Origin of the sequence: Clostridium neonatale, assembly GCF_900465025.1 — a bacterium.
Taxonomy (GTDB): Bacteria; Bacillota; Clostridia; order Clostridiales; family Clostridiaceae; genus Clostridium; species Clostridium neonatale.
The window spans coordinates 153171-167183 of sequence record NZ_UICR01000003.1 but is presented as its reverse complement, the minus strand read 5'-3'; the positions used below and the strand labels follow the sequence as shown (position 1 = coordinate 167183).

The following is a 14013-nucleotide window of genomic DNA, read 5'->3' as shown; positions in this document are numbered from 1 at the left end:
GGATAATTATGAGTAAAGTATTGATTACAGGAGCAGCAGGATTTATAGGATCTCAACTAGCATATAGATTATGGAAACAAGGATCAGAATTAATTTTGATTGATAATTTTTCATATGGATCAAAGGATAATTTAGTATTTAGTGATCATGATTTTAATAATGAGATAATTAAAATGGACATACGTGATAAAGAAGGAATAGAAGATATCTTTAAAAATAATGATGTAGAATATGTTTACCATATTGCAGGAATAGCACCATTACCAGATTGTCAAATTAACCCACAAGAAGCTATTGATGTTAATGTAACAGGAACAGTAAATATACTTGAAAATGCCCGCAAATTTGGGGTGAAAAAAATTATATTTGCTAGTACTAATGCAATGTATGAAAATGTAACTCAATTTCCAACTAAGGAAGAAGGATTCGAATTACCTACATTAATATATCCAAATACTAAATATGTTGCAGAACGTTTTTGTGAGTCTTATTGCAAAACATATGATATGAATGTTACTTGTTTAAGATTTGCGAATGTATATGGACCACATATAGATTGTTTAAGAAAACAACCTCCATTTGTAGGTTATATGATAAGAGAATTATTTTATGATAGAGTACCAGTTTTTCATTCAGATGGAAAGCAAAGAAGAGATTATATATATGTCGATGATTTAATTGATTTGGCTATTTTAGTTCAAAATCATAAAGGATTTGACTGTGTTAATGTATGTTCAAATACAAACTATTCAGTAAATGAATTATATGATATTGCATGTAAAATAATGAATAAAAATATAAAAGCGGAATATATGACATCAGACAAGTATTGGAATAAATATCCGGAATTATACAGTGGTGAATATCCAATAAAGAATGAAATTTTAGAACATGAAGTAAATAAATATTCATTGTGTGATAACACTTATGCTAAAGAAGAGTATGGTTGGGTACCTAAAGTTTCTATAGAAGAAGGTTTAAGAAATTCTATTAATTATGAGATTGAGTTATTATCAAACTTAAAGTAATAATTTATTAAGCAAAGGGGAATGTAGAATGAAGACTAAAATTAATTTAATTATGCCAATGGGAGGGAAAGGTTCAAGATTTACTAAAGAAGGATTTGAAGTTCCTAAGCCGTTAATAAAAATTAAAGATAGACCATTCTTTTATTGGGCAACACAATCAATAAGAAAATTTGTTGAATTAGAAAGTTTAACATTTGTAGTGTTACAAGAACATATAGATAAATTTTCTATAGATAAAGAAATATTAAAGTATTTTCCAGAGGCAAGAATTGAAATAATTAAGGAAGTCTTAAATGGTGCAGTATTAACATGTATTGAAGGATTAAGAAATATAAAAAATGATAAACCTATAATATTTAATGATTGTGATCATCTTTTCTTATGTTCATCATTTAATAATTATTGTAATAGTGGTAAATTTACAGAATTAGATGGAGGATTATTAACATTTAAGTCAGATGATCCTAAATTTAGTTATTTACAATGTGATGTAAATGGAAATGTTATAAAAACTGTGGAAAAGAAGGTTGTCAGTAATGATGCAATTTGTGGAGCATATTATTTTAGGAGTAAAGATATATTTATAGAATCCACAAAAAAGTATCTAGAAATATGTGATTATAGTGAATATTTTGTAAGTGGTGTATATAATGTTATGGCTGAAAATGGATACATAATTAGAAATTTTGATGTTGATTATCACTTGCCTTTTGGTACACCATTAGAGTATGAAGAAGCTGTTAAGTCAGATAGATTTGAGGGGTTAAAATAATGGAAGTAATAACATTAAGTTTTGCAATAATAGCATTATTTTTAGGACATTACTTTAAAATGTTAAGATGGAGACAATTTGTAGAAATATATGAAAGGCCTAAAAATGATAATTTATTAAAATCACTGACAATCGGATATCTATTTAATTTTTGTTTTCCATTACGTATAGGGGATATTGTTAGAGCAATTTTATCTGGAAGAAAGATGAAAAATGGTATTTGTTTTTCTATTGCTACCGTAATAGTAGATAAATATTTGGATGTTATAGTAGTAGGTTTTTTATTCATATTATTTTATCTATTCAATATAAATAATAACTCATTACTATATTCAGTATTATTTTACTTTGGTTTTTCTATAATATTGTTAATATTATCAGTGTTAGCTATAAAATATAATAAGTATTTAAAAATATTAGCTAAAAAAATTAGTTCAATATTTAATGATGATATAGAATTAAATTTATTATATTTTTTCTGGTCTATTATATCTGTATTTAAAGATATGTATAAGAAAGTAGAAAGAAAAAAGATAGCTATAAATACTATAGGTATGTGGGGATTATATATAGTTTCATATTATTTGTTCAGCTTATTTTTATCGACTTTTAAAGAAAATATAAATTTAGTTGATGTATTTAATTTACTATTCAATAGCAGTAATATATTCATGTCAACAATAGGGGTTTCACAAAATATTGATAATTTAGTAGTGAGATTTCCTTTAATTATAAGTATCTATATACTAACTCCATTAGTAATTTTATATATAACATCATTAGTTGATGGTAAAAATAGAAATATATTAACTGATAAATTAGAAGATGAATTTGATGCTAAATATATAAAAATGTTACCACATATTAATTCAGAAGAAAAATTAGCTTTTTTAGAAGCGTATTTTTCTGGTTTAGATAGAGAATATTTTAGAAAATATTTATCAATAAATCGTAATATTTCTATTATACATGATTATTCAGCAGGATCAAATGCAACTACAATGTTGTGTACGGATGGAAAACAAACCTTTTTTAGAAAGTATGCTTTTGGAGCTGATGGAGAAAAATTATATGATCAAATTAAATGGTTGCATGAACATGAAAAAGTATTGACTTTACCTAAAATTATTTCTGAAGATAATGGTAAAGGGTATTGTTACTATGATATGCCGTATGATAATTCTTGTGTTGGATTTTTCAACTATATTCATTCAATGTCTGTAGATAAAAGTTGGAATATTATGAGAGAAGCTTTAGGGGAACTTGAAGATAAACTGTATTGTATAAATAGTAGAAAAGCTGATAAGGACACCATACATAATTATATAGAAACGAAAGTGTTAAAGAATATTGATAAGATTACAAAAGCAAAAGGATTAAAAAATCTTTTAGAATATGATGAATTAATAATTAACGGTGTGAGATATAAAAATTTAAAATATTTTTCAAAATATTTTAAATTTGATTATTTATATAATATTTTTAAAGATGATATGTATTCAGATATACATGGTGATTTAACTATTGAAAATTTAATATGTAGAAGAGAATCTGAGAAAGAGAAAGATTATTATATAATTGATCCAAATACAGGAAATGTACATGATTCGCCTAATTTGGATTATTCTAAGCTTTTACAATCCTTACATGGGGGATACGAGTTTTTAATGAACACTAAAACAGTAGAGGTGAATAAGAATCAAATTAATTATCTATACATAAAATCAGCAGCATATAATGAATTATTTGAATTATATAAGAAGTTTTTAGAAAATAAATTCTCGTATAATAAAGTAAAGAGTATATTCTTTCATGAAATAATACATTGGTTAAGACTTATGCCATATAAAATAGAAAAGGATTCTAAAAGAGTGGCTATGTTTTATGCAGGATTAATAATAGTAATTAATGAAGTTATAAATACATATGGGGAGAAAGAATAATGAAAAATAAATTAGCTATTTTTGATTTAGATGGCACGCTATTTAATACAGAAGATGTTAATTTTGCAGCATATTCATCAGCATTAAATTATTATGGATATGAGTTAGAATATGAACATTTTTGTAGAGAATGTAATGGACTAAGCTATAAGAAGTTTTTGCCACCAATAATTAATAATGATGAAAATTTACTAGAAGAAATACATAAACTAAAAAAAGATTTATATTCAAAAAATTTAGGAAAAGCAAAAGTTAATGAACATCTCTTCAATATTATTGAGTTAATAAAAAATGACTATTATTTAGCAGTTGTCACCACTGCCTCGAAGAAAAATTGTTTAGATATATTAGAATATTTTAATAAGAGAGAATTATTTGATTTAATTATATCGCATGAAGACATAAAAAATGTTAAGCCTGATCCAGAAGGATTTATAAAAGCTATGAAATATTTTAATATTAGTCCAAAAGAAACTATCATATTTGAAGATTCTTATGTTGGAATAGAAGCAGCTAGAAATAGTAAAGCTAATGTATTTGTAGTAAATAAATTTTAAAATATTTAGGAATTCAAATAGACAATAAAGAAATAAAAAAGAAAATAAGACTATCAATATAATTTGAATTTTTACCAATTAGTATCCATATATAGCCAATAGAAATAAAATCATTTTAAGAGAGTAAAGGAATAAGAAATGCCAGATAGAAACTTTCTAACAGCTCCATATCCAAATCCAGAAGAGCCAAAGGTATTTCAGTTAGCTTTAGAAATGGAAAAAGTTACAAAAATTTAAAGAGGCTATAATGGATAAAGTAAACAGTATATTAGGGTAATGTATTTATAGTAGTTTTTGAGCAAAATCCTAATAATCACCTATGAGATAATAAAATACATAATAAGCCCCCCCTTGGCAAATTTTCCGAGGGGGGCTTTAAATTCCTCTGCTTTTTGTTTAAGAAAAATATGTTATGGGATATAATATAAACAAGGAGTGATAAATTTGAACTTAGAAGAAAAAATAGTTAATCTTCAAATATTTCTTTTAAATCTATAGTTAAATCTTTAAATATACTGCTTTTGTATGCATCACCACTTTTAAAAGTATTTGTTATTTGGTATTGCTCATCTATTAAAGTATATTGAACAATAAATCCATTTTGTTCAACAATGTTATACTCAAGAACTCCAAATTTTTGATATACATAAAGTTTAGTAATATAATCATGATTAGCAGTACTTCTAGAAACTATTTCAAATACAATTTTAGGAGGAGATATAAAGCTCTCACCTTGCTTTTTAGGATTATCACACATAACAAAAACATCAGGTTTATATTTATGGAGTTCAGATTCATTTTTGAATATAACTTCTATTTGTTCATCGTATGGTTTGCAATTAGTTCCTTTAAAATACATAATTAATGACGCTAGAATACTTCCTTTTATAGAATTATGTTTAATTGATGTATTAGAAGATAATACGATTTCACCATTTTCATATTCAGCCTTTCCATCAAATTTAGATTGAATTTCTTCAAATTGTGTTTCGGTATAATATGAATTTATATTGTGTGGTATATTCATTAAATTCACCTCCATATAGAATATTTTCACATTTATATTTTCTGTTCTATAAAATATCTATTACTTCATTGTATTTATATTATATACTACTATTTATTAATAATAAACTAGAAATAATGGTATTTCTAATGAAATTAAACTATAATAGTGCAAAAATACTCGAATAATTTTAAAACTGAATAAAATAAAAAAACACTTATGATAAATCCTTGTTATAATTATTGTAAGGATATACTTTAAATAGTATGTATCAATTTGATAAATGCAATTATTTTTGTTTTAAGAAGAGTAAATATAGGATATAATATACATAAAGTTAAGGAAAACACTATAATACCAAGGTGGGAATGTATATGGGAGTAGATATTAAAGAAGATTTTCTTCAAAAAGAAGAGTGGATAGATACAGTAAAATATATGTCGTCAAGACCTAGATATAATCATATAGAATTACAGGGAGAAGTATATATACAATTGAAACAGTATTTTAGGAAAAAATGTAATGTTTCAATTGAAGCAGCGTTATTTTTAACTAAAGAAAGTCCTAGTGATATAAAATCTGATAAGAACAAAATAGATAAATTAGTTAAATCTAAAAAAGCAGAAATAGCACCAGATGTTGCTGTTTACTGTGATAAAGAACAAATTTTTTATAGAGGATATATTGGGATTCCACAATTAGTTGTTGAGGTTTTAAGTCCTTCAAATTCAGATGATGATTTGATCGTAAAAAAGGATTTATATGAAAAATATGAAGTACCTGAATATTGGATTGTATCACCAATGAGTAAAAAAGTATGGATTTATTCATTAGTTGATGATAAGTATGAATTAAAACATAGTTGTACATTAAATGATAAATTCAAATCTATAAGATTTTCTGATTTAGTAGTAGATTTATCTGATGTTGAATTGATAGAAGAGAATGATTAACTTTTAATATGGAAGTATTATCCTTGCCTTGAAGAATCTTATGTGATAGATTAGTAATAAATGCAAGTATTAGAGGTGATAAGGCTATGTTTGACTATGAAAAGATTCAAAGTTTAAACGATTTAGAACTTTCGGTGTATAATTATATAATACAAAATTCACATGAAGTACTAAAAATGACAATAAAGGATTTAGCAAATAATGCACATGTTTCAACCACAACTGTATTGAGATTTTGTAAGAAAATGAAATGTGATGGTTATTCTGAATTTAAAGTTAAATTTAAGCTTTATTTAGATGACCAAAAGGATATAGATATAGAAGATGACTTAGATGAAATCATCGATAGTCTTAAAAAATATAAAGAAGTAGAATTTCAGAAAAGTATAGAAAACATAGTAAATATAATTGAAAACTCTAATGGAACCTTGTGGGTTGGTCTGGGAACTTAAGGAGTATTATGTAGATATGGTGCAAGATATTTACCTGGTACAGGAAAGTTTAGTTTAGCAATTGATGATCCATACTTTCAAATTGAAGGAAATGTTTTTGAAAAATGTACCGTAATAGCTTTATCAGTTTCAGGTGAAATAGATCAAACAATTAGAATCGTTAATACTCTAAAATCTTTAAATTGTAAAGTTATAAGTATTACCAATAAAACAAATTGTACATTGGCTAAAATTTCAGATTATAACATTTCATATTACGTTCCTTATCTCAAGCATAACATGAATGATATGACTACGCAGATGCCTGTAATGTACATTATTGAAAGCATAGGTAAACGATTATTTAAGAGAAAATTTGTTTAGAATATTTTTATTCTAAACAAATTTTTTTTTGAATCAAAATAAAAAATATATTTTTTATTTTGTAATAAATTATTTTGAAGGCTACATTGATTTATATGGTGTCTGAATTACTGACAAGAAAAATAATATTATATATACTAATTCATGTAAACGAATTTAGAAACTAAAGAAAGGGGGATTACTTTATGAAAAAATTTGAAAATAAGATTATGTTAATTACTTATGCAGATTCTTTAGGGAAAAATTTAAAAGAATTAAGCTATGTATTAGATGAACATATAAGTGATGCAATAGGAGGTATACACGTACTACCGTTCTTCCCATCTTCGGGTGATAGAGGTTTTGCGCCTATGACTTACAGAGAAGTTGACAAATCATTTGGAGATTGGAATGATATAAATGAATTAAGTAATAAATATTTCTTAATGTATGATTATATGATAAATCATATTTCAGCTCAAAGTTTTTATTATAAAGATTTCCTAAGTAAAAAAGACAATTCTGAATATAAGGATTTATTTATACGTTATAAGGATTTTTGGGAGAATGGAGAACCAAATCAAGAACAGGTAGATGCTATCTATAAGAGAAAGCCAAGAGCACCTTATGTAACAGCTAAGTTTGCGGATGGGACAGAAGAAAAGGTTTGGTGTACCTTTGATGAAGAGCAAATAGATATTGATTGTGAATCTGAAACAGGTAAAAAGTTCATTAATGAAAATCTTAAATTTTTAGCTGGTAATGGAGCATCATTAATAAGATTAGATGCATTTGCTTATGCCACTAAAAAAGCAGGAACAAGTTGCTTTTTTATAGAACCAGGAGTTTGGAATCTTTTAGGACAATGTGATGAGGTTTTAAAAGATTATGGAGCATTACTATTACCAGAAATACATGAACATTACTCTATGCAATTAAAGATTGCTGAAAAAGGATATTTTGTATATGATTTTGCACTTCCTATGTTATTAATACATGCTCTTTATTATGGAGAAGGAAAGTATTTAAAAAATTGGCTAGAAATATGTCCTAGAAAGCAATTTACAACACTTGATACACATGATGGTATTGGTGTGGTTGATGTAAAGGACTTGTTACCAGATGAAGAAATTAATAAAACTAAAGAAGATATATTTAAATTTGGAGCAAATGTTAAAAAGATATATAATACATCTGCATACAACAATTTAGATATATATCAAATTAATTGTACATATTATTCTGCACTTGGAGACAATGATAATGCATATTTGTTGGCTAGAGCAATTCAATTTTTTGCGCCAGGAATACCACAAGTTTATTATGTCGGAATGTTGGCTGGTAAAAATGATTTAGAGCTATTAGAAGAAACAAAGGTTGGAAGAAATATTAACCGTCACTATTATACTAAAGAGGAAGTAGAGATGGAAATCAAAAGACCAGTTGTTCATAAATTGCTAGAATTAATGAGATTTAGAAATAATCATCCAGCATTTAATTTAGATGGATCATTTAAGGTAGAATTAGAAAATAGTAATGAATTAAAAATTATAAGAGAATATAAAGAAGATTATGCTATATTACATGCAAACTTAAAGACATTTGATTTTACAATAGAACATTCATAAAAAGAAAGGATATGTTTTTATTATGAAAGATAAAATTAATAAAATAATGAATGAGATTATAATACCTAATATGATGAAATTTGTTAATATAAAGCCAATAGTAGCTTTAAAAGATGGAATATTATTTACCCTTCCTCTACTTATGATTGGATCAATATTTTTATTAATAGCCAATTTCCCATATGCTCCTTTTACAGAATTTCTTTCTGACAAAGGCTTAACAGGTCCATTAGCACAAGTAAATGGTGCGACTTTCTCAATTATAGCATTAGTAGCAGTTATTGGTGTTACTTATTGCTATGTTAAAAATGAAGGCTATGAGCCAATGTCAGCAGGATTTATTGCTTTTGCTGTATTTTTAATTACCACTAATTCATATGCAACAAATGCAGATGGAGCAATTGTAGAAAATGTAATATCAAAAGAATGGACATCTGGGCAAGGAATGATTACTGCTATAATCATTGGATTAGTTGTTGGTAGTATATATTCTTGGTTCATGAAAAAGGAAATAACAATAAAAATGCCTGAGGGAGTACCATCTAGCGTTGCAAATTCATTTGCATCTTTAATACCAGGAGCATTTTTAATTACTGGAGCTTTAATAATTTATATATTCTTTAAAAATGTAATGGATACAACTATGGTTGAATTTATTTATAAAATAATACAAACACCATTACAAGGAATGACCGATTCTATTTATGGAGTTATTGCTTATTGTTTAATTGCAACTATACTTTGGTGGTTTGGAGTGCATGGAGGAACTATTGTAACAGGAATTATGTTGCCAATATTATTATCAAATATATCTACAAACCAAGCTATAGTAGATAGTGGAAATGCATTAACTATTCAAAACGGTGCACATATTGTAACAGACCAATTTACATCAGCTTATATTAATCTTACAGGTACAGGAATAACATTAGGACTTGTTATTTATATGGTGTTTTTTGCAAAATGTCAACAGTTTAAGCAAATGGGTAAATTAGCATTAATACCAGGAATATTTAATATAAATGAACCAGTTATTTTTGGAACACCAATTGTTATGAATCCATTCCTTTTAGCACCATTTGTATTAACACCAACAGTAGTCGGAATACTAATGTATTTAGTTGTTGGAAGTGGCCTTGTACCACCATTTAGCGGAGTAGTTGTACCATGGACATGCCCTGCTATTATTTCAGGATTTTTATTAGGTGGATGGAAAATGGCATTATCACAAGCAGTTATTTTAGTAATATCATTCTGTATTTATTTTCCATTTATAAGAAAAGTAGACTTAATTAATTTAGAAAAAGAGAAGGAGAACGCAAATGCATTACAATAAACTTAAAGCTTTCCCTGAGAATTTTTTATGGGGAGCATCTACTTCAGCATATCAAGTTGAAGGCGCATATAATGAAGATGGTAAGGGATTATCAGTTCAAGATACAAAAAAAATTACTGAAGGTACAACTGATTTTAAGATAGCAAGTGATCATTATCATCGTTATAAAGAAGATATAAAACTATTTGCAGAAATGGGATTTAAAACATATAGATTTTCAATTGCATGGACTAGAATAATTCCAGATGGTACTGGGGATGTAAATCCATTAGGAGTTCAATTTTACAGCAATCTTATAGATGAATGTTTAAAATACGGTATTGAACCATTAGTAACTATGTATCATTTTGATTTACCAGATACATTAAATAATATAGGTGGATGGGGAAATAAAGAGACAGCAAATGCATTTTGCAGATATGCAAAAGTATTATTTGAAAGCTATGGAGATCGTGTAAAGTACTGGCTGACAATCAACGAGCAAAACATGATGACATTGCATGGAGCAGCAATAGGAACTGTTAATACTAAGGTAAGCAACATAAAAAAAGAACTTTATCAGCAAAACCATTATATGCTTGTAGCCCAAGCTAAAGTAATGAAAATGTGCCATGAAATGTGTCCAAATGCTAAGATAGGGCCAGCTCCCAACATTAGTGAAGTATATCCAGCAACATCTCGTCCAGAAGATTTTATTGCAGCACAAAATTTAAATGCAATTAGAAATTGGCTGTATTTAGACATTGCAGTTTATGGAAGATATAATCCAATTGCTTGGAGCTATATGGAGGAAAAAGGCGTAATTCCTGAAATTGAAGAAGGAGACTTTGAAATATTAAAAGAAGGGAAACCAGATTTCATAGCATTTAATTATTATAATACATCTACAGTAGCAGAAAGCTTAATCACTGATTCAAAAGTTGGACCAGATGATGGTGATCAACAAATTGAACTTGGAGAAAAAGGTGTCTATAAAGCAGTATATAATGAATATTTAGAAAGAACTCCATTTAATTGGGAAATTGATCCTGTAGGATTTAGAAGTACATTAAGAAGTGTATATGAAAGATATCATTTACCAATAATCATAACAGAAAATGGATTAGGTGTTTATGATGAAATGGATGAAGAAGGAAATATAAATGATGATTATAGAATTGAGTATTTAAGAAAGCAAATAGAACAAGCTCAATTGGCTATTACAGATGGTGTTGATCTGTTTGGATTCTGTCCATGGGCAGCTATTGATTTAGTAAGTACACATTCTGGATTTAAAAAGCGTTATGGATTTATATACGTAAATCGTGAAGATTTTGATTTAAAGGATATGAGAAGAATTAAGAAAAAAAGTTTTTACTGGTATCAAAATGTTATAAAAACAAATGGAAAAGAATTATAAATTTTAAAATAGAAATAATCCACAGTTCATTGATGAATTGTGGATTATTTTACATTAAAAGAAAAAGAAGCTAATAAAAGATGTATTCATAGAGAAGAAAGGGAACCGTATAAGATTTTAAGCCATAGTCCTGTTATTGTTAAATAGCGTATATTCTTGTATAATAAAGGTAACAATAAATTGATAAGGGTATTAGAAGGCTGGTGATGTTTTTGGAAAAAGAAAAAATAGAAAAAATCATATTAGAAACTTTGCCACAAGATAAAACAGAAGCTATATATATTTTTGGAAGCTATAATACTCAGTTTTTTCACGATGATTCTGATATTGATATAGGATGGTTTTGTAATAATGTAAGTGAAGAAGAACGCGTACTTCTAGAATATGAATTAGAACAAAAAATAGGAAGAGAAGTTGATCTTGTATTTCCTAATAAAAACAAAATACTAATTTTAAATGAAATACTTGCAGGAAAACCAATAGGAAGATTATCAAAACATTTTTGTCAATGGTTTGATAACAATATTGATGAAATAATGTATATTTCGGCTGATTTGATTTCAATGATGTAAGAGGCAGTTATGGTTAATGGGTATTATAATTTTGGAAGACTTAAAGGAATAATTGCAAATTTAAAGGAAAGCATAAATGATATGGAGAAGGCTTTTAACAGTTAAAAATAATCTATAAAAATCTATTAAAATATGCTAAAAATTATCATAATAAAAATAGAAATAAAGATTTACGTATATATGTTCTGTTTTTTTCATTAACATTGATAAAAACACAGTGTATACTAAACTTATAAAAGTGAGGTGATACACTATGATAAAGACATTAAAGATAATGCTGATTCCTAATAATAAACAGAAGTCTAAATTATTTCAATCGGCAGGCGTAGCCCGTTTCGCTTATAACTTGGCATTAGGCAGAGAACAAGAGAATTATAAAAATGGTGGCAATTTTCTATCTGATTATGATTTAAGAAAAGAATTTACAAAATTAAAATCTACAGAAGAATATAAATGGATTAATGATTATTCTAATAATATAACTAAACAGGCAATAAAAGATGCTTGCTTAGCTTATAAAAGATTTTTTAAAGGACAATCTGCTTTTCCTAAGTTTAAAAGCAGAAGAAAATCAAAACCAAGCTTTTATATGGATACTGATAAAATTCAGTTTACAGATAAAACTGTTAAACTTGAAAAAATAACATTAAGCAGAAAGAAAAATAAACAGAAACTTAATTGGATAAGGCTTGCTGAAAGAAATAAAATACCTATAGATGGTAAATACATTAATCCAAGAATAACATTTGATGGTATCAACTGGTGGATTAGTGTAGGTATTCAATATGCTGATAATGCAGAACCACCAGTTAATGATGGTGTAGGAATAGATTTAGGTATCAAGGATTTAGCAATATGTAGTGATATTGATAAGCCTTATAAAAATATAAATAAAACTCAAAAGATAAGAAAATTAAAAAAGAAAAAACGTAGATTACAACGTCAGATATCTAAAAAATATCTAATAAGCAAGAAAGGAGATAGTTACTGTAAAACAAGTAATATTATAAAAGCTGAAAAGAAATTATTAAAACTTAATCACCAATTAACAGATATTCGTCATGATTATTTACATCAGACAACTACTGAAATAATAAACCGAAAACCAAAGTTTATTGTTTTAGAAGATTTAAATGTAAAAGGTATGATGAAGAATAAGCACTTATCAGAATCCGTAGCAGAGCAATGCTTTTATGAATTTTATAGACAAATAGAATATAAATCATCATGGAATAATATTAAATTCATAATTGTAGATAGATTCTATGCAAGCAGTAAAATATGTTCATGTTGCGGAGCAGTAAAGAAAGATTTAAAACTTAGTGACAGGATTTATAAATGTGATAATTGTAATACTGTAATTGACAGAGATAAGAATGCAAGTATAAATTTATATAACTATGGTAAATCAATAGCTTAGTTACCTAAACAACACTATTGATATGTACCGATACGTTAGTCGGGAATTTACGCCTTTGGAGTATTATATCAAATGTAAGTAGTAATAGTTTTTCTATTACCAAAGCAGATACGTCGAAAAAGGAATGAAACATAAGATTTTATAGATTTTTATAAGTTTTCAGTAACGGCACTTAAAGCTTATGATACATTAAATGATTCAGGTTTTGAAGATATTATAGCCAATGGTATAAGAATGAGCTTTGTGCAAATAAGAGAAGAAGTTTTTTCTGCTGTATCAAGTATTCTGAAAAGCTCAGGAATATCTGTTAATAAGTTTTCAAATAATATGGACATGATAAATGAGTGCAGAAAGAATGGGGTTTTTACTAAAACTGATGATTCATTTTTTATAATACTTAATAAATATAGAAATTCAGCATGTTATAGATATAAGCAGCCAAGTGTTGAAGATATAAAAAACTTTTACGAAAATAAGAAGATTAATATTGAGTTTATAATTGAAGATTTAGAAAAAATAATTAATGCAACAAAAACTGACAATAATATAATGAGGTAAATGTTAAAGTACTTATTGAATAACTAAAAAATCACCAAAGAGATTAC

At 26.7% G+C, this 14013-nt stretch carries 13 protein-coding genes and 1 pseudogene; 13 read left to right on the top strand and 1 reads right to left on the bottom strand.

Annotated features, from left to right (window positions below):
- Positions 1-8 precede the first annotated feature (8 nt).
- The 4 genes from CNEONATNEC86_RS19080 to CNEONATNEC86_RS19065 are packed head-to-tail and all read left to right on the top strand — an operon-like array spanning position 9 to position 4300.
- Positions 9-1028, top strand: coding sequence for an NAD-dependent epimerase/dehydratase family protein (locus CNEONATNEC86_RS19080; protein WP_159136654.1), 1020 nt, complete (start codon positions 9-11; stop codon positions 1026-1028).
- Between the two features lie 28 nt (positions 1029-1056).
- Positions 1057-1800: a glycosyltransferase family 2 protein gene (locus CNEONATNEC86_RS19075; protein ID WP_159136653.1), complete on the top strand. Its 744-nt coding sequence runs from the start codon at positions 1057-1059 to the stop codon at positions 1798-1800.
- Positions 1800-3743: a lysylphosphatidylglycerol synthase transmembrane domain-containing protein gene (locus tag CNEONATNEC86_RS19070; protein WP_159136652.1), complete on the top strand. Its 1944-nt coding sequence runs from the start codon at positions 1800-1802 to the stop codon at positions 3741-3743. Before CNEONATNEC86_RS19075 ends, CNEONATNEC86_RS19070 begins: the two co-directional genes overlap by 1 nt.
- Positions 3743-4300 carry an HAD family hydrolase gene (locus CNEONATNEC86_RS19065; protein WP_159136651.1) on the top strand — a complete coding sequence of 186 codons (558 nt, stop codon included), beginning with the start codon at positions 3743-3745 and terminating at the stop codon, positions 4298-4300. Before CNEONATNEC86_RS19070 ends, CNEONATNEC86_RS19065 begins: the two co-directional genes overlap by 1 nt.
- 466 nt (positions 4301-4766) lie before the next feature.
- On the opposite strand, the gene CNEONATNEC86_RS19060 is transcribed toward CNEONATNEC86_RS19065, so the two are convergent.
- Complete coding sequence (locus CNEONATNEC86_RS19060) at positions 4767-5327, bottom strand: Uma2 family endonuclease (RefSeq protein ID WP_159136650.1); 561 nt, start codon at positions 5325-5327, stop codon at positions 4767-4769.
- A gap of 353 nt (positions 5328-5680) precedes the next feature.
- Here CNEONATNEC86_RS19060 and CNEONATNEC86_RS19055 point away from each other — a divergent pair, with 353 nt between their 5' ends.
- From CNEONATNEC86_RS19055 to CNEONATNEC86_RS19020, 9 genes and pseudogenes are all read left to right on the top strand, one after another.
- A complete protein-coding gene (locus tag CNEONATNEC86_RS19055) occupies positions 5681-6259 on the top strand; it encodes a Uma2 family endonuclease (protein WP_159136649.1) in 579 nt (192 codons plus the stop codon).
- 86 nt (positions 6260-6345) lie between these two features.
- Positions 6346-6711 carry a MurR/RpiR family transcriptional regulator gene (locus CNEONATNEC86_RS21680; protein ID WP_243145365.1) on the top strand — a complete coding sequence of 122 codons (366 nt, stop codon included), beginning with the start codon at positions 6346-6348 and terminating at the stop codon, positions 6709-6711.
- Between the two features lie 21 nt (positions 6712-6732).
- Positions 6733-7074, top strand: a pseudogene (locus CNEONATNEC86_RS21675) (SIS domain-containing protein); the annotation flags it as partial.
- Between the two features lie 185 nt (positions 7075-7259).
- The gene (gtfA, locus tag CNEONATNEC86_RS19045; RefSeq protein WP_058296719.1) at positions 7260-8681 is read left to right on the top strand and encodes a sucrose phosphorylase; all 1422 of its coding nucleotides are present in this window, start codon (positions 7260-7262) and stop codon (positions 8679-8681) included.
- 22 nt (positions 8682-8703) lie between these two features.
- Complete coding sequence (locus tag CNEONATNEC86_RS19040) at positions 8704-10017, top strand: PTS sugar transporter subunit IIC (RefSeq protein ID WP_159136648.1); 1314 nt, start codon at positions 8704-8706, stop codon at positions 10015-10017.
- Positions 10004-11416, top strand: a complete 1413-nt coding sequence (locus CNEONATNEC86_RS19035; RefSeq protein ID WP_159136647.1) for a glycoside hydrolase family 1 protein — start codon at positions 10004-10006, stop codon at positions 11414-11416. The genes CNEONATNEC86_RS19040 and CNEONATNEC86_RS19035 overlap by 14 nt, the downstream gene beginning before the upstream one ends.
- 212 nt (positions 11417-11628) lie before the next feature.
- The gene (locus CNEONATNEC86_RS19030; RefSeq protein ID WP_230140564.1) at positions 11629-11988 is read left to right on the top strand and encodes a nucleotidyltransferase family protein; all 360 of its coding nucleotides are present in this window, start codon (positions 11629-11631) and stop codon (positions 11986-11988) included.
- A 253-nt stretch (positions 11989-12241) separates the two neighbouring features.
- Entirely contained in the window at positions 12242-13408 is a 1167-nt protein-coding gene (locus CNEONATNEC86_RS19025) for an RNA-guided endonuclease InsQ/TnpB family protein (RefSeq protein ID WP_159136646.1), read from the top strand.
- Between the two features lie 243 nt (positions 13409-13651).
- Positions 13652-13966 carry a hypothetical protein gene (locus tag CNEONATNEC86_RS19020; protein WP_159136645.1) on the top strand — a complete coding sequence of 105 codons (315 nt, stop codon included), beginning with the start codon at positions 13652-13654 and terminating at the stop codon, positions 13964-13966.
- Positions 13967-14013 lie beyond the last annotated feature (47 nt).

Bases quoted from the DNA above. Each gene is read 5' to 3' on its own strand.
- CNEONATNEC86_RS19080 (WP_159136654.1), top strand. From the start codon at position 9: ATGAGTAAAGTATTGATTACAGGAGCAGCAGGATTTATAGGATCTCAA.
- CNEONATNEC86_RS19075 (WP_159136653.1), top strand. From the start codon at position 1,057: ATGAAGACTAAAATTAATTTAATTATGCCAATGGGAGGGAAAGGTTCA.
- CNEONATNEC86_RS19070 (WP_159136652.1), top strand. From the start codon at position 1,800: ATGGAAGTAATAACATTAAGTTTTGCAATAATAGCATTATTTTTAGGA.
- CNEONATNEC86_RS19065 (WP_159136651.1), top strand. From the start codon at position 3,743: ATGAAAAATAAATTAGCTATTTTTGATTTAGATGGCACGCTATTTAAT.
- CNEONATNEC86_RS19060 (WP_159136650.1), bottom strand. From the start codon at position 5,327: ATGAATATACCACACAATATAAATTCATATTATACCGAAACACAATTT.
- CNEONATNEC86_RS19055 (WP_159136649.1), top strand. From the start codon at position 5,681: ATGGGAGTAGATATTAAAGAAGATTTTCTTCAAAAAGAAGAGTGGATA.
- CNEONATNEC86_RS21680 (WP_243145365.1), top strand. From the start codon at position 6,346: ATGTTTGACTATGAAAAGATTCAAAGTTTAAACGATTTAGAACTTTCG.
- gtfA (WP_058296719.1), top strand. From the start codon at position 7,260: ATGAAAAAATTTGAAAATAAGATTATGTTAATTACTTATGCAGATTCT.
- CNEONATNEC86_RS19040 (WP_159136648.1), top strand. From the start codon at position 8,704: ATGAAAGATAAAATTAATAAAATAATGAATGAGATTATAATACCTAAT.
- CNEONATNEC86_RS19035 (WP_159136647.1), top strand. From the start codon at position 10,004: ATGCATTACAATAAACTTAAAGCTTTCCCTGAGAATTTTTTATGGGGA.
- CNEONATNEC86_RS19025 (WP_159136646.1), top strand. From the start codon at position 12,242: ATGATAAAGACATTAAAGATAATGCTGATTCCTAATAATAAACAGAAG.